A 22064-nucleotide genomic window follows, 5' to 3' on the forward strand; every position below is an offset into this window, starting at 1 on the left:
GCAGGTCAGTGCCAGGGATCAACCAGGGGGATACCGCAACCTTCGAAATCGCGCACGTTGCGCGTGGCCAGGGTGCCGCTGTGCGATCGCGCGATGCCAGCGATCATCGCATCGGATTGGTCGACCGGACGCCCCTGGGTGCGCCGCGCCGCGGCGATGGCGGCGTGCGCATCGGCGGCCGCCTCATCGTAAGGCAGCACGCGCCCTGCCATATCGACGGCAAAGATCGCCGTGACCTCCTGCTGCAGTCGCGTTTTGCGCTGACCATTGGGCAGGATCATCACCCCATACAACATCTCACCGCGCGTCACCGCTGTCGTGAACAGGTTCGAGCGCGACTGCCGGTTCAGCCATGCCACCACGCGCTCGTCCGGCTGCGGCCGCATGAACTCCGACAGCACGTTGGTATCCAGCACGATCACTCGTCGAAGTCCGGCGGATCGCGCTGCGGCTCACGCGGCGGCAATTCCAGGTCGACGCCCCCGAACGGTTCCACGCGGGTGCGGATGGCGACATACAGCGACGCACCCGAATCTTCCTCAACACGATTGGCCAAGGCGGTGCGGAGGATGCTGCGCGCCTCCTCCTCCATCGAACGTCCGTGCCGCGCCGCCCGCACGCGCAGGCGCGCCTTCAGGTCTTCATCCAGATTTCGAATGGTCATGGTGGCCATAAAGAAGCCCTCGGAAGTGACTGCAATGCATGCATTGTAGTCACTTCCGAGGGATACAACTGCCTGTTCGGCAGCGAGTGAATGGTGAAACAGATCACGCAATTTTCTGAGCTGCTTACCCAGCAGATAAAACGTATCATGCAATAGAGAAACTGAACACGCAATGGTTGTACCAATATTTTTCTGCGAGTAAAGTCGAATTGCCCCATGGCGTCGTGGCGCGACGCCATGGGGCGAACAGCCTGCCGATTGGTCTCGGCCCTATGCATAAGGAATGACATGCAAAGGAGGTGTGGCATGTGATTGGCAAACACCGAATCACAATATCTGAATAGGGCGTCGCCCTTCTCCAAACCCCACGGCGGCTTGCTGCCGTGGGGATTCTACAGGCACACCCATTCTGGGTGCATGAAAGGATTCCCATGAACGAGAAATCGGAACCTGCATCACGTTCCGGCCTCTTTCGCGCGGCCATCACCGGCTTCATCGAAGCCCGGCGCGAGGCCAAGCTGAAAGGCAAGGACGACGATGCCGACACGGCATCGAAATACGAGTACGCCACCTGGTTGGCCGATGCGGCACGGCGGGTGGGCCAGATCCAGGCCGTGACCCACGTGCTCAAGGCCACCCACCCGGACGCGCGCGGCAGCAGCCTGCATGTCGCCCCCTCCGGCCTGCCCCGACATGCCGAGATCGGCAGCCACCTGCTGGGTGAGGGCTACGCAGAAGACGTGGTGGGCAATGCCGCTGCACTGGACGTGTTCAAGCTGCTCAAGCTAGAGGTGGATGGCCGCCGCCTGCTCGACTGGATGCAGGCCGGCGACACTGACCTGCAGGCCGCGCTGTCCAACGACGTCGAACAGGCTCAAGGCTGGATGAAAGCCTTCGCCTCGTTGGTGCGCGAAGAAACGCAGCCGTCCAGCCATCCCATGGCCAAGCAGCTCTACTGGCTGGCCGGCGAGGATCCGCAGGACGATGCCCACTACCACCTGCTGCAGCCGATGTTTTCCAGCTCGTTGGCCCATGCCGTCCACGCCGACATCCAGGATGCGCGCTTTGGTGAAGCCAACAAGGAAATGCGACAAGCCAGGCGCGACAACAAGCCGGCCGATGCCATTTGCCGCGACTACCGCGACCTCGTCGCCCGCAAGCTGGGTGGCACCAAGCCGCAGAACATCTCGCAACTGAACAGCGAGCGCGGCGGCGTGAATTACCTGCTGGCTTCGCTGCCGCCACCGGCATGGAAGCCGAGTGCTGCGATGAACCTGCTCAGGCTCGATTCGGTGTTCAACGAAAGGCATGGCGAGCTGAACCGGTTCGGCGGCATGCGCGAGCTGCTGCGCACACTGACTGCCTTTCTCAAGGCAAACCCTGACCCCACCGTGGAAACCCGCAAGCATCGCGAAACCATTGAACAAGCCATCGGCCAGGAGTTGGCCATGTTCGGCGTGGCGATCCGTGGAAGCTACACAGCCGGCTGGACGCGGGATGAGGCCTGCCAGCTGCCGCTGTGTGAGCAGCTCTGGCTCGACCCCGACCGCTTCGAACTGCCGGAACGCAACGATCCGGGGCATCCGCACTGGCAAGAGGACGACCTCGCCTTCAACCAGGCCTATGAGCATGGCGACTGGGCCAACGAAGTAGCGGGTCGCTTCGGCCTCTGGCTCAACGGCCAGTTGCGCAAGCGCAGCGACAAACTGGCACTGCTTGGCGAGGCGGAAATGCGGCACTTCGCGCGCCAAGCCATCCTCGACGTGGCCTGGCCCATCCCGCTGCAACGCCGCGCCAAGGCAGGTGCCGCATGAATACGCTTCCGCATTTCACCCATCTGCTGGTGCTGCCGCACCTCAGGGTGCACAACGCCAACGCCGTCTCCAGTCCGTTGACCCACGGTTTCCCGTCCATCACCGCGTTTCTCGGGCTGATGTGGGCATTGGAACGCAAGACCCGCGCGGCGGGGCTGGATCTGGAGTTCGGGGCCGTAGGCGTGGTCTGCCACGACCGTCAGGAGCAGACCACCGAGGGAGGCTTCGTCAAAAGCTTCCGGCTCACCCGCAACCCGGTCGGCAAAGACGGCAGTACCGCCGCCATCGTCGAGGAAGGACGCATCCACCTCGACCTCAGCGTGGTGCTGGCGGTGAACGCCGGGGCATGGGACAGGGACGCGCAGCAGCACGATCTGGAAACCATCCTCGACCTGCTGCAAGGCATGCGCATCGCCGGTGGCACGCTGTTGCCGGCTACGCAAGCGGCGGCTTCGCGTCATCGCCCATGGCTGGCCAACTTCACCGGCGACAGCGACGACCAAGCCAGAGAGTTCCGCAAGCTGCGCGCTCGCCTGCTGCCAGGCTCGGCATTGGTGGCCCGCGACGACCTGATCGACAGCCGGCTGGACGAGTTGCGCAGGCAGTCGCCACAAGCCACGCGTCTCGATGCGTGGCTATCGCTCTCGCGCATCAATTGGCATTACGACGCCAAGGCCAATGAAGGCAATGGTGGCTGGCAAAACGATCGCACGAAAGGCTCGGGCTGGGTCGTGCCCATTCCCGTGGGCTACGGCGCTCTCGGTGAACTGCACGACGCCGGCACCGTGGCCCATGCGCGCGACGCCACCACGCCCTTCCGCTTCGTCGAAAGTCTGTATTCCATGGGCGAATGGATAGGCCCGCACCGCCTGCACGCAGCGCAAGACCTGCTCTGGTACGCCGACAGCCGCCCCGACGAGGGACTGTACCGCTGCCGCAACGACTATCGCTCCGTCGACACCACTCTCTGACACGACAAGGAATTCCATCATGGCCAACGAACTCAAGACCGCTTCCGTCCTCGCCTTTGAGCGCAAGCTCGACCCTTCCGATGCACTGATGTCCGGTGGCAACTGGAGCGCACGCACCGAGTCGCAAAACTGGGCGCCCATCACGCTGCACGAAAAATCCGTGCGCGGCACCATCTCCAACCGCCTGAAAAGTGGTGCGCAAGACCCCGCCAAGCTGGACGCCGCCATCCAGAGCCCCAACCTGCAAACCGTAGACGTGGCCACCCTGCCCGCCGATGCCGACACGCTCAAGGTGCAGTTCACCCTGCGCGTGCTCGCCGGCACCGGACAGCCCTCCGCCTGCAACGATGCCGCCTATCGGCAGAAACTGTTGACCACCGTGGCTGGCTACGTTCAACAAAACGGCTTTGCCGAACTGGCCAAGCGCTATGCCGCCAACCTCGCCAACGGCCGCTTCCTGTGGCGCAACCGCATTGGCGCCGAACAGGTGGAGGTGACCGTGGCCCACATCGAGAACGGCCAGGCAAAAACCAGCTGGACCTTCGATGCACTGGCCCATTCGCTGCTCGACCTCAAGGCGCCTTCCGCAGAAGCCAAGTCACTGTCCGAGCTGGCGGCACTCATCGCCAACGGCCTCGCCGGCAATAGCCATGTGCTGCTGCAAGTCACCGCCTTCGTGCGCATCGGCGCCGGGCAGGAGGTGTTCCCCTCGCAGGAACTGATCCTTGACCGCGGCCGTGGCGACAAGAGCAAGACGCTGTATGACGTCGACGGTGTGGCCGCCATCCACTCGCAGAAGATCGGCAACGCCCTGCGCACCATCGATACCTGGTATCCCGAAGCCGCCGACAACGGCCCCATCGCCGTGGAGCCCTACGGCTCGGTCACCACCCAGGGCAAGGCCTATCGCCAGCCCAAGGAAAAGACCGACTTCTACAACCTGCTCGATGGTTGGGTCATCAAGGACAAGGTGCCGGACGCCAACCAGCAGCATTTCGTCATCGCCACCCTCATTCGCGGCGGCGTGTTCGGCGATGCGGACAAGTAACCATGACGACGCACTACATAGACCTCAAGGTCATCCATGATCCGGAAACCGGCCCCACGCAACTGCTGGGTGCGCTGTACGATCGTCTGCACCTCGCATTGGTGCAACAACGCCAAGACAATATCGGCATCAGCTTTCCCGGCTACAGCTTGAACCCGCGCACGCTGGGCACCAGCCTGCGTCTGCATGGAAGCGAAGCCGACCTGCAACAGCTGTTGGCCAGCGACTGGCTCAAAGGTATGCGCGATCATGTCCGCATCGAGAACCTCGCCGTGGCGCCCATTGGCGCCCCGCACCGTATCGTGCAACGCAAACAATTCAAGACCAGTGCCGAACGCCTGCGCCGCCGACGTATGCGTCGCAAAGGCGAAACCGAGGAACAAGCCAAGGCGGCGATTCCCTCCAGCATGGAACGTCACCCCAACCTGCCCTACATCCACCTGCACAGTAAAAGCACCCGGCAACCGTTCTGCCTGTTCATCGCCCTGGGCCCCCTGCAAACCGCCGCAACACCCGGCCGCTTCAACAGCCATGGCCTAAGCAATCCCGCCAGCATCCCTTGGTTTTGACCCTTTTCCCTACTCGCGCCAACCACTCACTGTCTATCAACCACTTGCAAGCCAGCGCCCTCAAAGGGGCGCTGGCTTTTTCTCTGGGCAACTGATTAAATTTCAATCGGTTACGCAATAGGCACTCTAGTTCGCTGCCGCGCAGGCAGCTCAGAAAAGCTCGGCTACCGCGGCATCGAAGTCGCTGCGGTTCGCTGCCGCGCAGGCAGCTCAGAAAGTAAAGCATGCTGCATGCGTTTCGCGCTCCATGTTCGCTGCCGCGCAGGCAGCTCAGAAATTGCGCAAGAGAACGCCGTCCTTGTCCTCCAGGTTCGCTGCCGCGCAGGCAGCTCAGAAAAGAATCTGAATTGGTGAGGCCATGACCCAACTGTTCGCTGCCGCGCAGGCAGCTCAGAAATGCTCGTAGGCAAAGCGGTTCTTCAAGGCGTAGTTCGCTGCCGCGCAGGCAGCTCAGAAATGGAACGCCGGGCACGTGGCATGCTGATGCTTGTTCGCTGCCGCGCAGGCAGCTCAGAAAGGGCCACGGCAAAACGCTGCGTGCGATGCAGAGTTCGCTGCCGCGCAGGCAGCTCAGAAACGGCCGACGCCTTCGACGCGCCTTTAGCCGTCTGTTCGCTGCCGCGCAGGCAGCTCAGAAATCACCCAGCCCGCGCAGTCGGTGGATGTGGGCGTTCGCTGCCGCGCAGGCAGCTCAGAAATTGAATTGAGCTAGCACCAACCGCTTAACCACGTTCGCTGCCGCGCAGGCAGCTCAGAAACCGCCGGGCCACTTGCCGGAAGCGGGCCAGGTGTTCGCTGCCGCGCAGGCAGCTCAGAAACTGGTCGAAGTCCAGCAGCAGCGGCGCGTCGGGTTCGCTGCCGCGCAGGCAGCTCAGAAAAACATCGCCCGCCTTGCGCGCGGCTTCCTCGGGTTCGCTGCCGCGCAGGCAGCTCAGAAAACAAGGGCGCCGTCGATTTCAAGTGACGCGTCGTTCGCTGCCGCGCAGGCAGCTCAGAAAATGCTTGGCGATGTATGCGGCCTTTTCGGCGGGTTCGCTGCCGCGCAGGCAGCTCAGAAAAGAAGCGATGACCTTCGACGCAGCCTGGCCGGGTTCGCTGCCGCGCAGGCAGCTCAGAAAATCGGAGCACCCGTGACCGACGGTTACCAGCCGTTCGCTGCCGCGCAGGCAGCTCAGAAATTGCACATCGTGGCGAAAGCGACGCGCGAGCCGTTCGCTGCCGCGCAGGCAGCTCAGAAATCGTCGGACAGCTCAAACTCGGTCTGCGCGTCGTTCGCTGCCGCGCAGGCAGCTCAGAAATCACCGCAGCCACCTGTGCCACGGCTGCGGCTGTTCGCTGCCGCGCAGGCAGCTCAGAAAAGTGGCGCACCTTGTCGCCGACTTCGATCATGGTTCGCTGCCGCGCAGGCAGCTCAGAAATGTTGGAAAGGCGGCGGAAGCGCGCAGGTGATGTTCGCTGCCGCGCAGGCAGCTCAGAAAGCCTCGGCGGCGCCGATTCCCACGGAGCAAAGGTTCGCTGCCGCGCAGGCAGCTCAGAAAGCGGCACTACTGCGCAACAGCGCCATCGCCGCGTTCGCTGCCGCGCAGGCAGCTCAGAAAGGTTCGCGGCTGCTGCGGCCGCTGGTGCGGATGTTCGCTGCCGCGCAGGCAGCTCAGAAATTCGGGAAGGCCAACGCCTGCGAAGCCGTGGTGTTCGCTGCCGCGCAGGCAGCTCAGAAATGCAATCAGGCAAGCGTCATATCCCTTCCAGGGTTCGCTGCCGCGCAGGCAGCTCAGAAAATCAATCACGCTCACGATGGCCCACGGCAGGCCGTTCGCTGCCGCGCAGGCAGCTCAGAAATGCTCGGCCTGATTGCGCAGCGTCTCCAGCTGGTTCGCTGCCGCGCAGGCAGCTCAGAAAAGCTGCTCGCTGACGCCGCAGGCCAGCGTGATGTTCGCTGCCGCGCAGGCAGCTCAGAAATTGCTGCAGTCGCGCCATTCATCGGGATAGTCGTTCGCTGCCGCGCAGGCAGCTCAGAAATAGCCGCCCAGCGTCGCACAGTGCTTGCCGAGGTTCGCTGCCGCGCAGGCAGCTCAGAAACGTGGCGGCGGTGGCGATCTTGTTCATCACCTGTTCGCTGCCGCGCAGGCAGCTCAGAAATTGTAGTAATCGGCCATGACTGGCGCATTGCCGTTCGCTGCCGCGCAGGCAGCTCAGAAATGGACCACTTCGCCGAGGCGGGATGCGCTCCAGTTCGCTGCCGCGCAGGCAGCTCAGAAATCGATCAGCTGGTTGAACGGGTTGTCCACGCCGTTCGCTGCCGCGCAGGCAGCTCAGAAAAGGTCGGCGGCAACACCTTCCAGCGTCATCGTGTTCGCTGCCGCGCAGGCAGCTCAGAAAGCCGCCAGCCGCTTCGCCATGTCGGCTATCTTGTTCGCTGCCGCGCAGGCAGCTCAGAAATCTCCGCCGCCTCCAGCCGCTCAGCATCAAGCGTTCGCTGCCGCGCAGGCAGCTCAGAAATTGATGATTGCCAGTTGCGCGTCGTACTGTCCGTTCGCTGCCGCGCAGGCAGCTCAGAAATGTTGATGGCCCAATTTGACAGCGTGACGTTGGTTCGCTGCCGCGCAGGCAGCTCAGAAATGCAAGGAGCTGGCGATGAAGCTTAAAACAAAGTTCGCTGCCGCGCAGGCAGCTCAGAAATTCGTGGGACGACTCCGATAGCCGCCCAGCCTGTTCGCTGCCGCGCAGGCAGCTCAGAAATACCCATGCGTGCCGGCCCAAAACCGGCCCCTGTTCGCTGCCGCGCAGGCAGCTCAGAAAGCGAAGTCCTCCGCCGAGGTGTATACTGGTGAGTTCGCTGCCGCGCAGGCAGCTCAGAAATGCGGGTAATGCCACTCCTGAAACTCGCCGGTGTTCGCTGCCGCGCAGGCAGCTCAGAAATTGCGGGTACGGAACGTGATCTGCCCGTTCGTGTTCGCTGCCGCGCAGGCAGCTCAGAAAACGGCGTACCTGACGAAGGATGGCCTGCTGCAGTTCGCTGCCGCGCAGGCAGCTCAGAAAGCAGCGCTGACAAGATCGTGAAACAGGAAACCGTTCGCTGCCGCGCAGGCAGCTCAGAAAGTCGGATACAGCAGCTGCCGGCCCTGCCAGTCGTTCGCTGCCGCGCAGGCAGCTCAGAAACGCCATCCTTTGCCGTGCCGGTAGATGCTGGCGTTCGCTGCCGCGCAGGCAGCTCAGAAACTGACCATCACGCCGGCATACGACATCAGCACGTTCGCTGCCGCGCAGGCAGCTCAGAAAAGATCGTGCGGGGTGGGTGTGGGCGGAATAGGGTTCGCTGCCGCGCAGGCAGCTCAGAAACGACCGACTAGCGTGCCGTCGGGGCCGTACACGTTCGCTGCCGCGCAGGCAGCTCAGAAATCAAAAGCGAATCGGGGGAGCAGATCAAAGGCGTTCGCTGCCGCGCAGGCAGCTCAGAAATGCCACTTGCGCGGGTCGGCCAGCTCAAAAAAGTTCGCTGCCGCGCAGGCAGCTCAGAAACGTGGACGATGCCGGCGCCGGCCCCTTGTCGCGTTCGCTGCCGCGCAGGCAGCTCAGAAACGAGTCAGAACGCGACCAAATGGCATCACGAGGTTCGCTGCCGCGCAGGCAGCTCAGAAAAAAGGAGAGCGCCATGAGTGAGTATTCGGTGGGTTCGCTGCCGCGCAGGCAGCTCAGAAAATCGGGATATCGGCATGCTCGACAAAGCCAACGTTCGCTGCCGCGCAGGCAGCTCAGAAAATCGACACCACCGCTGTGATCGAGCCGATCACGTTCGCTGCCGCGCAGGCAGCTCAGAAATGCGACGAAACGACTACGCGCAACGTCATCGAGTTCGCTGCCGCGCAGGCAGCTCAGAAAACGGCAGACCCGCCACACGCGGCACCTGTTGTGTTCGCTGCCGCGCAGGCAGCTCAGAAAGCGAGGTAAAACGGAGCAGCGAGAACGATCCGGTTCGCTGCCGCGCAGGCAGCTCAGAAAGGTGCACTCAGCGGCACGCCTACCGGCGGCGGGTTCGCTGCCGCGCAGGCAGCTCAGAAAAGCGGGCGCGCTCGACGGAACCGAAATCCTCGGTTCGCTGCCGCGCAGGCAGCTCAGAAATGTTCGGCATGTCGCCAGCCGAAGCGTCACGAGTTCGCTGCCGCGCAGGCAGCTCAGAAAGTGAAGGTAACGCGCCGCACGAAAGAGATTGAGTTCGCTGCCGCGCAGGCAGCTCAGAAAGAAGCCGACGCCTCGGAAATACAGCGTGCGGCGTTCGCTGCCGCGCAGGCAGCTCAGAAAGTCGAATTCCATCAGGTCGTCGCTCGCGCCGTGTTCGCTGCCGCGCAGGCAGCTCAGAAACGGATTACGCGAAGCGAAGATGGCCGCTGCGAGTTCGCTGCCGCGCAGGCAGCTCAGAAAAGATTGAGCTAGACCAGCCAGATGGATCGGGGGTTCGCTGCCGCGCAGGCAGCTCAGAAATCGATTGTCGCCGCCGAAGCTTTCATCTTGGCGTTCGCTGCCGCGCAGGCAGCTCAGAAATACCAAAGCAAACACGGCCCGGTCGAAGGCTGGTTCGCTGCCGCGCAGGCAGCTCAGAAAATCCTCGACGCCGATGGCGATGACGTGAAGATGTTCGCTGCCGCGCAGGCAGCTCAGAAATCTGAACCAATGGCCGACCGCTTGGCGTTCATGTTCGCTGCCGCGCAGGCAGCTCAGAAAAATCAAGGCAACACCATGTCATCACGAAGTTCGTTCGCTGCCGCGCAGGCAGCTCAGAAAGGGTTGTGTTGAAGAACACTCGATCAAGCACAGTTCGCTGCCGCGCAGGCAGCTCAGAAATAATGCAACCGCAAGCCGCCACCACCAAGGATGTTCGCTGCCGCGCAGGCAGCTCAGAAATTAACCCAGCACGACGGATCTGTCAGCGGGTCGTTCGCTGCCGCGCAGGCAGCTCAGAAAATCGCCAATGCAACAGCGGCGTCAATCTTGTTGTTCGCTGCCGCGCAGGCAGCTCAGAAATACTGGTGGGGAAAGCCTGACGATTCGGTGGCGTTCGCTGCCGCGCAGGCAGCTCAGAAAAAATAATGGGCTTTCTCGCGCGCGGACTGACGGTTCGCTGCCGCGCAGGCAGCTCAGAAACGCCAGCACAGGCGGCGCAGGTGGCGAAGACTGTTCGCTGCCGCGCAGGCAGCTCAGAAAGATGACACGGACACCGCGCCGCTGGCCGAGATGTTCGCTGCCGCGCAGGCAGCTCAGAAAGACAAAGACGCGGCATACCAGCGGGATAACGCGTTCGCTGCCGCGCAGGCAGCTCAGAAATCAAGCCTGGTAACAATGTCGTCGAATAGCGCGTTCGCTGCCGCGCAGGCAGCTCAGAAATTGAAAGGCAGCGAACCATAGGCGACGCGATCGTTCGCTGCCGCGCAGGCAGCTCAGAAATGCTCGGCCCACTTCCAGGGCGAGCGCTCCTCGTTCGCTGCCGCGCAGGCAGCTCAGAAACGAAACCCCGATCCGCGATAGGGCGTGGACGGGTTCGCTGCCGCGCAGGCAGCTCAGAAAGTAGCGAAATGGCTAAACGGCGAAAACTGCCCGTTCGCTGCCGCGCAGGCAGCTCAGAAATTTGTGGGCGTGCGGAATTACTCAGGGCGTGTGTTCGCTGCCGCGCAGGCAGCTCAGAAATTGGTGAGGTCCGCGGCATCGTCCATCAGGCCGTTCGCTGCCGCGCAGGCAGCTCAGAAAAAGAACCCGAGCCCGTCATCGCTGGCGCGGCAGTTCGCTGCCGCGCAGGCAGCTCAGAAATGGGCACGGTCGCGGCAGTCGAACGTCTTGCCGTTCGCTGCCGCGCAGGCAGCTCAGAAAGCGGTCAGACACGCGGGCAACCTCCACGCGGAGTTCGCTGCCGCGCAGGCAGCTCAGAAAACGGCGCCGCCGATCCGGCGCACCGTCCTGGTGTTCGCTGCCGCGCAGGCAGCTCAGAAAACGAGCACCGAGGCATTCCAGGCGCTGACCGAGTTCGCTGCCGCGCAGGCAGCTCAGAAATCACCATCATCCTGCGCGGCGGCTACTGGGAGGTTCGCTGCCGCGCAGGCAGCTCAGAAACGTGTACGTGGCGAGCGATGCCGATGCCCTGGGTTCGCTGCCGCGCAGGCAGCTCAGAAAACAACCTGCGCCTGCAATTCCTCGGGCAAGTCGTTCGCTGCCGCGCAGGCAGCTCAGAAAAGCGACCACACGTCCCGCCAGCCGCGGTCGAGCGTTCGCTGCCGCGCAGGCAGCTCAGAAAGTGACGCTTGGCGAAGAAGAGTTGCCGTTCTAGTTCGCTGCCGCGCAGGCAGCTCAGAAAGCCCAGAAAACAACCCCTACAGTGGCCATTCTGTTCGCTGCCGCGCAGGCAGCTCAGAAATGGTGGCCGCGTCGACGAACTTCCCGCTGGCGGTTCGCTGCCGCGCAGGCAGCTCAGAAAAGGATGGCACGCTGAAATCCGGCGCGATCCGCGTTCGCTGCCGCGCAGGCAGCTCAGAAAACGACCCTCCGCGGTAATCACGAAATCCGCGCGTTCGCTGCCGCGCAGGCAGCTCAGAAATACCCGCCGGACATCTCAATCGCCAAGTACACGTTCGCTGCCGCGCAGGCAGCTCAGAAAAGCCGATTGAGTACTTCGGCCACAGCATCAGTGTTCGCTGCCGCGCAGGCAGCTCAGAAATTCACGGCGCACCGATCCAGCCACACTTGACTGTTCGCTGCCGCGCAGGCAGCTCAGAAATGACTACCCGTCGGCGTCGTTGAACAGTTCGCGTTCGCTGCCGCGCAGGCAGCTCAGAAACGTTGCGCCGAGTACCTGAAACATAAAGGCACGTTCGCTGCCGCGCAGGCAGCTCAGAAACACCGGCCGAACTGCGCGCCGTGGCGCCTGATGTTCGCTGCCGCGCAGGCAGCTCAGAAATGAAAGCGGCCGAGAACGGGTTTTTTGAGCTGGTTCGCTGCCGCGCAGGCAGCTCAGAAAAACCGCAGGCGTCCGCGTGAGGGAGATACTTCGTTCGCTGCCGCGCAGGCAGCTCAGAAAAGCACCACATGGAGCGCCACGCCATGCTCTCCGTTCGCTGCCGCGCAGGCAGCTCAGAAATTGAGCACCGCCACGCGGGCCTGCTCGGCCAGGTTCGCTGCCGCGCAGGCAGCTCAGAAAGGAAGGTCGCCGGCATATCCGCTACTGGCAAGGTTCGCTGCCGCGCAGGCAGCTCAGAAAGCAAGCTGATCCCTGTGCCGGATGAAGTCGACGTTCGCTGCCGCGCAGGCAGCTCAGAAACTGGGCGACCACGAACACCCCGGCCACGGCGAGTTCGCTGCCGCGCAGGCAGCTCAGAAATACGACGCCGCGCGACGTCCGATGGTGAATTAGTTCGCTGCCGCGCAGGCAGCTCAGAAAGGTACAACACCGTGCCATCTGCCAGCTCGATGGTTCGCTGCCGCGCAGGCAGCTCAGAAAATCTCCGCGAACGGTTCACGGAAACGGCCGAAGTTCGCTGCCGCGCAGGCAGCTCAGAAAAGCCCCGAGGCCTTCGGTCGGTCGGTGGCCAGGTTCGCTGCCGCGCAGGCAGCTCAGAAACGTCGATCGCCGCGCTCACGCGGGCTGCGCGCGTTCGCTGCCGCGCAGGCAGCTCAGAAATGGTCTCAGTGTTCGGCAACCAGACGGCCGCGGTTCGCTGCCGCGCAGGCAGCTCAGAAATCGACGGGTGAGCGCAGGCTGTCGCGCAACTGGTTCGCTGCCGCGCAGGCAGCTCAGAAAAGGAGAACGACATGAGCAACATCGAATTCAGCGTTCGCTGCCGCGCAGGCAGCTCAGAAAAGGAGAACGACATGAGCAACATCGAATTCAGCGTTCGCTGCCGCGCAGGCAGCTCAGAAATGGTCGTCGGCAAGGATGCGCAAGTGGTGACCGTTCGCTGCCGCGCAGGCAGCTCAGAAAGCCATGGTCGGTGCCGTCCTGCACTTCGACCGGTTCGCTGCCGCGCAGGCAGCTCAGAAACGCTCGTTCTCGGGCTTCTCGATGCAGCGGCCGTTCGCTGCCGCGCAGGCAGCTCAGAAAAGCCGGCGCACCGTTGGCGACAGGTCGCACGGGTTCGCTGCCGCGCAGGCAGCTCAGAAAGCACCGGCTTCACGCGCTACTCGCAGGGCATGGTTCGCTGCCGCGCAGGCAGCTCAGAAATCCTGATCCTCCTGGCCATCGTCTGTGGGTATGTTCGCTGCCGCGCAGGCAGCTCAGAAATTCGCCTCGGTTGACTCGCTTCGGTCCAGGACGTTCGCTGCCGCGCAGGCAGCTCAGAAAACGCCGGCATCACCGTCGCGCAGGCCCTGTTCGTTCGCTGCCGCGCAGGCAGCTCAGAAAATCGTCCGCGCCGCCGCAGCCATAGGCGAGACGTTCGCTTCCGCGCAGGCAGCTCAGAAAACACCTTCCGCCAGCGCTCCGCCCTGCAACGCGTTCGCTGCCGCGCAGGCAGCTCAGAAAGCATTGACGTCCCTGCGTCGTTTGAGGCGCCGGTTCGCTGCCGCGCAGGCAGCTCAGAAATGCGCCGCGGCGCTGCGCACGGCGGTGTACTGGTTCGCTGCCGCGCAGGCAGCTCAGAAATTGAGGCAGGCGATGGCGCGGGTGTTCAGCGGGTTCGCTGCCGCGCAGGCAGCTCAGAAATTCTGCCTTGGGTCAGCGCTGCCCTGCTCGCGGTTCGCTGCCGCGCAGGCAGCTCAGAAAGCGCAAACACAACCGGGACAGCATCGTTCCGGGTTCGCTGCCGCGCAGGCAGCTCAGAAAACCCACGCCAGGATCAGCAGGCGAGGGGTCACGTTCGCTGCCGCGCAGGCAGCTCAGAAAATACAGGATCTTGAAGCGGCGCGGCTCAAGGAGTTCGCTGCCGCGCAGGCAGCTCAGAAAGTAGGTCCAGCCGATGAGGAAACCGCGGCCATGTTCGCTGCCGCGCAGGCAGCTCAGAAATGCGCAAATTCGACGCACGTCAGGACGGGGCCGTTCGCTGCCGCGCAGGCAGCTCAGAAATCAACGGCCCCATGCCATCCATTCGCGAGCTGGTTCGCTGCCGCGCAGGCAGCTCAGAAATTCTTGAGGGTGGCGGCGAGGCTTTGCCCGCTGTTCGCTGCCGCGCAGGCAGCTCAGAAAGAACCCGCCAGCCTGACCATTTGCCCGTTAGGGTTCGCTGCCGCGCAGGCAGCTCAGAAATCAAGGCCAGCGGCGCGAAGCACCGCGTAAATGTTCGCTGCCGCGCAGGCAGCTCAGAAAAAGCACGGATTCCATGCCGTCGCGCCGGCCGCGTTCGCTGCCGCGCAGGCAGCTCAGAAATATGGTAGTCGGAGCGTGAAGGTTAGGGCGCCGTTCGCTGCCGCGCAGGCAGCTCAGAAAGCGCAGAAAGCCACCGCCGAGCCGCACCTGGTGTTCGCCGCCGCGCAGGCAGCTCAGAAACACCGGCCCGCGCGGCTGCGGCCTGGCACTGGAGTTCGCTGCCGCGCAGGCAGCTAAGAAATGGCCGTCCTTGTCGATCCACTTGCGCGGTGGATCAGGAAATGCGCTCTGACCGGAACCCACCGATTCGTGTGGAGTATCACCAGTTGCGCGTTCGCTGCTACACGGGAATATTGGAAAAATAACTTGTCATTTGCCGTGCAGATGGCAAGTTATTTTTCCGTCAGTTCAGAAAACACGGAAACCGGTCAGATCATCGACCTCCGGCTTTGCTGCCCTGCACACAGCTCAAAAAAAAGGGACAGGATCGACACCCTGCGCGTTGCACCGTTTCCTGCCGCACAGGTGTCCGATGGATTCCGGGTCATGCCCTGGCCAGCCGTTCCCTGCGTCGTGCCGTCTTGTGCTCACGCCGCCTTGCGGCCCACGCTTTCCGCCGCTCGGCCAGGCACGAGAACACCACATACAGCGCGGGGGTGCTGAGCAGGGTGAGGCTTTGCGAGATCAGCAGGCCGCCGATCAGGGCGATGCCGAGTGGGCGACGCAGCTCGCTGCCTTCGCCGAGGCCGATGGCGATCGGCAACGCGGCGAGGATGGCGACCATGGTGGTCATCATGATCGGGCGGAAACGCACGGTGCACGCTTCGCGCGCCGCTTCCAGCGGGCTCTTGCCGTGCTCGCGCTGGGCGACCAGGGCGAAGTCGATCATCATGATCGCGTTTTTCTTGACGATGCCGATCAGCAGCACCAGCGCGATCTGCGCCACCACCGACAGCTCGGTGCCGGTCAGCCACAGCGCCAGCAATGCGCCCACGCCGGCGGCCGGCAGGGTGGACAGGATGGTGACCGGATGGATCAGGTTTTCGTACAGCATGCCGAGCACGATGTAGACGGTGAGCACGGCGGCCAGGATCAGCCAGCCCATGCCGCTCTGCGATTGCTGGAAGCGGCGGAAGTCGTTGCCCATCTGCACCCGGATGTCGCCGGGCATGCGCATGTTCTTCACGGTGGACTGGATGATTGCCATCGCCTCGCCCATGCTCACGTCGGGCGCGAGGTTGAAGCTCAGGTCCATCGTGGTGTACTGGTTTTCGTGGGTGATCTGCGACGGCGCCAGCCCCGGCTGCTGCTTCGCGAACGCGGTGATCGGGATCATCTGGCCGCTGCCGGAGCGCACGTAGATGCGGTTGAGCGCCTCCGGCGTGGCGGTCTGATCGGGCAGCGCGTTGACCACCACCTGGTACTGGTTGATGTCCGAGTAGATGGTGGACACCTGGCGCTGGCCGAAGGCGTCGTACAGCGCGCCGTCGATGGCGCCGATCGACACGCCCAGGCGCGCGGCCTTGTCGCGGTCGATCACGATGTTCTGGCGCAGGCCGGCCTCGTCGACGTCGGTGCCGACGTCGCGCAGCTTCGGGTTCTTCTTCAGTTCGGTCTGCAGTTTCGGCAGCCACTCCTGCAGGCTGGCCAGGTCGTTGCCCTGCAGCGACACCTGGTACTGCGCGCCCTGGCTGGTGCCGCCGCCACCGCCGCTGGGCAGGTCCTGCACCGGGCGCAGGCGCAGGTTGAGGTCGGGGTAGTTGGCCGCCTTCGCGCTGAGCCGCGCGAGCACCGCGAAGGTATCGTCCTGGCGGCCTTCGGCGCGGGTCTTCAGGTCGATGTTGAACGAGCCGCTGGTGCCCTGCCGGCTGCTGCCCAGGCGCGAGCCGACGGTGGCCACGTCCGGGTCGGCCATCAGCATCGTAGTCAACCGCTCCAGCCGCTGCCTGCTTTCGGCGAACGAGACGGTGGCGCTGGAGCTGGCGCGGCCCCAGATCAGGCCGGTGTCCTGCGCCGGGAACAGGCCGGCCTTGACCACGCCGAACAGGTAGAAGGTGACCACGATCAGCACCAGCGGAGTCAGCGAGAACAGCAGCGCGTGGCGCAGCGAGAAGTTCAGTGCGCGGGTGTACACGCGCAGCATGCCGGCGTGGAAGCCGTCCAGGGCGCGGGCGAGCCGCGACGGCTGCGCCTTTTCCCTTGCGGCATGCCCGTTGAGGAAGCGCCCGCACAACGCCGGCGTCAGCGTCAGCGAGACCAGCGCGGAGACCACGATCGCCGCCACCAGGGTCACCGAGAACTCGTGCATGAACATGCCGGTGACGCCGCCGGCGAACAACAGCGGGATGAACACGGCGACCAGCGAGGCGGTGATCGAGACGATGGTGAAGCCGATCTCGCGCGCGCCGGCCAGGGTGGCCTGCAAGCGCGTCATGCCCGCGTCGATGTGGCGGATGATGTTCTCGATCACCACGATCGCATCGTCCACCACGAAGCCGATCGCGATCACCAGCGCCAGCAGGGTGAGGTTGTTGAGCGTGTAGTCGAGCACGTACATCACCACGAACGCGCCGGCCAGCGACAGTGGCACTGCCACCGCGGCGATCAGCGTGGGCGCCAGCCGGCGCAGGAACAGCGCCATCACCAGCACCACCATCGCCAGCGAGATCAGCAGCGTGGCCTGCACCTCGTGCAGCGAGGCGCGGATGGTCGGCGTGCCGTCGAAGAACGGGGTCAGCACGGTGCCCGGCGACAGGTAGCTGCGCAGCGCCGGCAGCTGGTCCTTGACCAGGTCGACGGTGGCGATGACGTTGGCGTCGGCCTTCTTGTAGACGTACATCAGCACGGCCGGCTTGCCGTGGAACCAGGCGGCCTGGTAGGCATCCTGCTGGCCGGCGTAGACCCTGGCCACGTCGGACAGCCGCACCGGCGTGCCGTTGCGGCTGGCGACCACCAGTTGAGCGAATTCGTCCGCGTTGTGCAGCTGGGTGGTGGCGCTGATCGACATGGTGGTCTTGCCGTTGGACAGGAAGCCCTCCGGCGAAGTCACGTTGGCCGCACTCAAGGCGTTGCGCAGCTGGTCCGGCGACAGCCCCATCGCGTTCAGCGCACGCAGGTTCACGTCGACGCGGATCGCCGGCGTGGCCGCGCCGGCGATCTCCACCGACGACACGCCGGGCAACTGGCGCAGCCGCTGCGCCAGCAGGGTGTCGGAGAGGTTGTACAGGTCGGCCGCCGATTGCGTATCCGAAGTCAGCGCCAGCGCGATGATCGGGTCGTCGTTCGGGTTCGCCTTCTGGTAGCTGGGTTGGCCGTTGAGGCCGCTGGGCAGGTCCGGCGCCGCCGCGTTGATCGCCGCCTGCACGTCGCGCGCGGCGGAATCCAGGTCGGTGCCGGTGCGGAACATCATGAAGACGAAGGTGCGGCCTTCGGAGCTGGACGAGCGCATCGTCTCGATGCCCGGCACCTGGCCCAGGTGCCGTTCCAGCGGCGCGGCCACGGTGGAGGCCATGGTGCTGGCGTCGGCGCCGGCCTGGCTGGCCTGCACGAAGATCGCCGGGAACTGCATGTTCGGCAGCGCCGCCACGCCGAGCAGGAAGTAGCAGATCATGCCGCCCACGAACAGGCCGATCGCCAGCAGGGAGGTGCCGATCGGGCGGCGGATGAAGGTACCGGAGAGGTTCATGGGTTCAACGAAAGCGGGGATGGGCGAAGCGGTGCGGACGGATCATCCCATTCTCAACGCACGGGCTGCGAAAAGGTTGATCGGTCCGGCTTCGCGAAGAGCGACCCCTCCCCGACCCTCCCCTGCTTACGCAGGGGAGGGAGCAAGGCAGCAACTCCTCCCCCTGCGCAGCAGGGGGAGGTGGGGAGGGGATGCCTTTGACTTTGCGGTGAAGAGCGACCCCACCCCAGCCCTCCCCTGCTTGCGCAGGGGAGGGAGCAAGGCAGCAACTCCTCCCCCTGCGCAGCAGGGGGAGGTGGGGAGGGGGTGCTTTTGACTTTGCGGTGAAGAGCGACCCCTCCCCGACCCTCCCCTGCTTGCGCAGGGGAGGGAGCAAGGCAGCAACTCCTCCCCCTGCGCAGCAGGGGGAGGTGGGGAGGGGGTGCTTTTGACTTTGCGGTGAAGAGCGACCCCTCCCCGACCCTCCCCTGCTTGCGCAGGGGAGGGAGCAAGGCAGCAACTCTTCCCCCTGCGCAGCAGGGGGAGGTGGGGAGGGGGTGCTTTTGACTTTGCGGTGAAGAGCGACCCCTCCCCAACCCTCCCCTGCTTGCATAGGGGAGGGAGCAAGGCAGCAACTCCTCCCTCTGCGCAGCAGGGGGAGGTGGGGAGGGGGTGCTTTTGGCTTTGGGGTGAAGAGCGACCCCTCCCCAACCCTCCCCTGCTTCGCAGGGGAGGGGGCAGGATACGGCCACGGGATCACGCAGCGCTGCGGGCCTGGACCAGCGCGCGCCGCTCGCGGCGCTCGGCCAGCCAATCGGAGAAGCGCTCCATGTACAGGTAGATCACCGGCGTGGTGTACAGCGTGACCAGCTGCGACAGCAGCAGGCCACCGACGATCGCCACGCCCAGCGGCCGGCGCAGCTCGGCGCCGATGCCGTTGCCCAGCGCCAGCGGCAACGCGCCGAGCATCGCCGCGGCGGTGGTCATCATGATCGGGCGGAAGCGCAGCAGGCAGGCGCGGTGGATCGCGTCGCGCGCATTCAGTCCGGTGCGGCGCGCCTCGATCGCGAAGTCGATCATCATGATCGCGTTCTTCTTCACGATGCCGATCAAGAGCACGATGCCGACGATGCCGTCCACCGACAGGCTCATGCCGCACAGGATCAGTGCGAGCAAGGCGCCGACGCCGGCCGGCGGCAGCGTGGAGATGATCGTCAACGGGTGGATGTAGCTCTCGTACAGCACGCCCAGCACGATGTAGATCACCACGATCGCGGCCAGCAGCAACAGCACTTCGTCGCCCAGCGAGGAAGCGAACTCGGCCGCCTTGCCGACGAACTCGCCGCGGATCTGCGGCGGGAAGTCCAGCTGCCGCTCGACCTCGTGGATTGCCGCCACCGCGTCGGACAGCGAGTAGCCCGGTGCCACGTTGAACGCCAGCGTCACCGCCGGCAGCTGCTGCTGGTGGCTGACCACCAGCGGCGCGCTGGTGACCTGCGCGCTGACCAGCGATGACAGCGGGATGGTGCCGCCGCCGCCGAGGGTGAAGCCGACGTTGCCCGCGTTGCCGATGCCCGACGGCGTCGCCGAGTTGCTCGACTTCAGCTGGCCGAAGCTGGTCGCGTTGCTGCCGGTGAGCGCGCCGTTGCCGTTGCCGCGCACGGTGAGCTGGTCGAGCAGGCCGGTGGTGGTGCGGAACTCCGGCGCCACTTCCAGCACCACGCGATACTGGTTGAGCTGGGTGAAGATGGTGGAAATCTGACGCTGGCCGAAGGCGTCGTACAGGGTGTCGTCGATGGTCTGCACCGGCACGCCGAGGCGGCTGGCCTTCTCGCGGTCGATGGTCAGCTTGAGCGCGTTGCCGTTGTCGGCGAGGTTGTTGTCCACGTCGGCCAGTTCCGGCCGCTGGCGCATCGCCTGGGTCATCTGGTTGGCATAGCCGGCCAGCTCGTCCGCCTTCACGGCGGACAGCGAATACTGGTATTCGGTGGCGGCCACGCGGCTGTCCAGGGTCACGTCCTGCACCGGCTTCAGGTACAGCGCCACGCCGGGGATGCCGGCCACGGCGTGCTGCAGCCGCGGCAGCAGCGCGTCCAGGCCGTCGCGGTCGCCGCGATCCTTCAGCACGATGCTGAGCTGGCCCTGGTTGAGCGTGGGGTTGATGGTGCCGGCGCCGATGAAGGCGGCCACGCCGGCCACCGCCGGGTCCTTGCGCAGCGCCTCGGCGACCGCCTTGGTGCGCTCTTCCATCTGCGGGAACGCGATGTTGTCGTCGGCCTGCACCACGCCGGTGATCAGCCCGGTGTCCTGCTCGGGCAGCAGGCCCTTGGGAATCACGATGTACAGGAACACGGTGAGCACCACCGCGGCGCCGGCCACCAGCATGGTCAGGCGCTGGTGGTCGAGCACCCAGTCCAGCGAGCGCTCGTAGATGGCGACAGTACGCGACCACACGGTGCGCTTGCCGGCGGCGGCGTGGCGCTCGTGCGCATCCTCGCCCTCGGGCAGCTGGTCGGGCTTGAGCAGGTAGGCGCACATCATCGGCGTCAGCGTCAGCGACACCAGCATCGAGATGCTCACCGCGATGGTCAGCACCCAGGCGAACTCGTGGAACAGCCGGCCGGTGACCCCGGGCATCAGCAGCAGCGGCAGGAACACCGCCACCAGCGACACGGTCAGCGACAGCACGGTGAAGCCGATCTCCTTCGCGCCGACCTCGGCCGCCTCCTTGCCCTCCCGGCCCTGCTCGATGTAGCGCACGATGTTCTCGATCATCACGATCGCATCGTCGACCACGAAACCGGTGGCCACGGTGAGCGCCATCAGCGACAGGTTGTCCAGCGACATGCCGGTGAACGCCATGACGCCGAACGTACCCATCAGCGACAGCGGCACCGCCGTGGCCGGAATGATGGTGGCCCACAGCCGGCGCAGGAACACGAAGATCACGCCGATCACCAGGAACACGGTGAGGATCAGGGTGAACTCGACGTCGTGCACCGAGGCGCGGATGGTCACCGTGCGGTCGGCGAACACGTCCAGATGCACGTCGGCCGGCAGCGCGCTGCGCAGCTCCGGCAGCACCGCGCGGATGTGCTCCACCGTCTGCACGATGTTCGCGCCGGGCTGGCGGCGCACGTCCAGCAGTACCGCCGGCTGGCCGTTGGCCCACGCGGCGAGCTGGTCGTTCTCCACGCCGTCGACCACGTTGGCCACGTCGGACAGGCGCACCGGCGAGTTGTTCTTGTAGCTGATGATGGTGTTCTTGTACTCGGCCGCATCGGCGAGCTGATCGTTGGTGCCGATCGAGTAGCTCTGCGTCTTGCCGTTCAGCGTGCCCTTCGGCGCGTTGACGTTGGCCTGGGTCAGCGCGCTGCGCACGTCCTCCATGGTCAGGCCGAGGTTGGACAGCTGCGCCGGATTCACCTGCACGCGCACCGCGGGGCGCACGTTGCCGGCGATCGAGACCAGGCCCACGCCCTGCACCTGCGACAGTTTCTGCGCGATGATCGAGTCGGCCAGGTCGTTCACCTCGCGCAGCTGGCGGCTGTCGGAAGTGAGCTTCAGGGTGAGGATCGGCGCGTCGGCCGGGTTCACCCGGTTGTACACCGGCGGATACGGCAGGTTGCCCGGCAGCGTGCCCTTGGCCTGGTTGATCGCCGCCTGCACGTCCTGCGCGGCAATGTCGATGTCGCGGTCCATCGAGAACTGCAGGATGATCGTGGACAGCCCGGCGGAGGAGTCCGAGCTCATCATGGTGAGCCCGGAGATCTGCCCCAGGTTGCGCTCCAGCGGGGTGGTGATCAGCGCCGCCATGGTGCTGGCGCTGGCGCCCGGGTACTGCGTGCTGACCACCAGGCTGGGCGCCTCGATCTCCGGCAGCGCCGACACCGGCAGCTGGCGGTAGCCGAGGATGCCGAGCAGCAGCACCGCCACCATCAGCAGCGAGGTGGCGATCGGGCGGCGAATGAAGAGCGTCGAAAATCCCATGGCTATCCGTAACAACGTATTGGTGCGGTTTCAGCCGCGATCATGGCCGGTCACGGCCGGTTTC

The 22064-nt window shown here is 64.8% G+C and carries 8 protein-coding genes and 1 CRISPR repeat array; of the genes, 4 read left to right on the forward strand and 4 right to left on the reverse strand.

The window, feature by feature from the left end:
* Positions 1–5: 5 nt before the first annotated feature.
* Together R5H19_RS16345 and R5H19_RS16350 are read right to left on the reverse strand one after the other, a co-directional pair.
* Complete coding sequence (locus R5H19_RS16345; protein WP_318160104.1) at positions 6–416, reverse strand: type II toxin-antitoxin system VapC family toxin; 411 nt, start codon at positions 414–416, stop codon at positions 6–8.
* 2 nt (positions 417–418) lie between these two features.
* Complete coding sequence (locus R5H19_RS16350; protein WP_318160105.1) at positions 419–673, reverse strand: plasmid stabilization protein; 255 nt, start codon at positions 671–673, stop codon at positions 419–421.
* Between the two features lie 422 nt (positions 674–1095).
* On the opposite strand from R5H19_RS16350, the gene csy1 reads away from it, so the two are divergent.
* The 4 genes from csy1 to cas6f are packed head-to-tail and all read left to right on the forward strand — an operon-like array spanning position 1096 to position 5066.
* Positions 1096–2478, forward strand: a complete 1383-nt coding sequence (gene csy1 / locus R5H19_RS16355) for a type I-F CRISPR-associated protein Csy1 (RefSeq protein ID WP_318160106.1) — start codon at positions 1096–1098, stop codon at positions 2476–2478.
* Positions 2475–3449 (forward strand): type I-F CRISPR-associated protein Csy2, encoded by a 975-nt coding sequence (gene csy2 / locus R5H19_RS16360; protein ID WP_318160107.1) that lies wholly within the window; start codon positions 2475–2477, stop codon positions 3447–3449. The genes csy1 and csy2 overlap by 4 nt, the downstream gene beginning before the upstream one ends.
* Positions 3450–3468: 19 nt before the next feature.
* Positions 3469–4497, forward strand: a complete 1029-nt coding sequence (gene csy3 / locus R5H19_RS16365; protein WP_318160109.1) for a type I-F CRISPR-associated protein Csy3 — start codon at positions 3469–3471, stop codon at positions 4495–4497.
* 2 nt (positions 4498–4499) lie between these two features.
* On the forward strand, positions 4500–5066 hold the full coding sequence (cas6f, locus tag R5H19_RS16370) for a type I-F CRISPR-associated endoribonuclease Cas6/Csy4 (protein WP_318160110.1): 567 nt from the start codon (positions 4500–4502) through the stop codon (positions 5064–5066).
* 129 nt (positions 5067–5195) lie between these two features.
* A CRISPR array of direct repeats spans positions 5196–14587; the repeat unit is 28 nt; unit sequence GTTCGCTGCCGCGCAGGCAGCTCAGAAA.
* A 303-nt stretch (positions 14588–14890) separates the two neighbouring features.
* Here the strand turns inward: cas6f and R5H19_RS16375 are convergent.
* Together R5H19_RS16375 and R5H19_RS16380 are read right to left on the reverse strand one after the other, a co-directional pair.
* A complete protein-coding gene (locus R5H19_RS16375; RefSeq protein WP_318160111.1) occupies positions 14891–18031 on the reverse strand; it encodes an efflux RND transporter permease subunit in 3141 nt (1046 codons plus the stop codon).
* A gap of 735 nt (positions 18032–18766) precedes the next feature.
* Positions 18767–22000, reverse strand: coding sequence for an efflux RND transporter permease subunit (locus tag R5H19_RS16380; RefSeq protein ID WP_318160112.1), 3234 nt, complete (start codon positions 21998–22000; stop codon positions 18767–18769).
* Positions 22001–22064 lie beyond the last annotated feature (64 nt).

This window comes from Rhodanobacter sp. KK11 (genome assembly GCF_033345435.1).
Classification (GTDB): Bacteria; Pseudomonadota; Gammaproteobacteria; order Xanthomonadales; family Rhodanobacteraceae; genus Rhodanobacter.

What these genes read in the sequence shown, in the direction of transcription:
- R5H19_RS16375 (WP_318160111.1), bottom strand. Translation starts at nt 18,031, where the DNA reads ATGAACCTCTCCGGTACCTTCATCCGCCGCCCGATCGGCACCTCCCTG.
- csy1 (WP_318160106.1), top strand. Translation starts at nt 1,096, where the DNA reads ATGAACGAGAAATCGGAACCTGCATCACGTTCCGGCCTCTTTCGCGCG.
- csy2 (WP_318160107.1), top strand. Translation starts at nt 2,475, where the DNA reads ATGAATACGCTTCCGCATTTCACCCATCTGCTGGTGCTGCCGCACCTC.
- R5H19_RS16380 (WP_318160112.1), bottom strand. Translation starts at nt 22,000, where the DNA reads ATGGGATTTTCGACGCTCTTCATTCGCCGCCCGATCGCCACCTCGCTG.
- csy3 (WP_318160109.1), top strand. Translation starts at nt 3,469, where the DNA reads ATGGCCAACGAACTCAAGACCGCTTCCGTCCTCGCCTTTGAGCGCAAG.
- cas6f (WP_318160110.1), top strand. Translation starts at nt 4,500, where the DNA reads ATGACGACGCACTACATAGACCTCAAGGTCATCCATGATCCGGAAACC.
- R5H19_RS16350 (WP_318160105.1), bottom strand. Translation starts at nt 673, where the DNA reads ATGGCCACCATGACCATTCGAAATCTGGATGAAGACCTGAAGGCGCGC.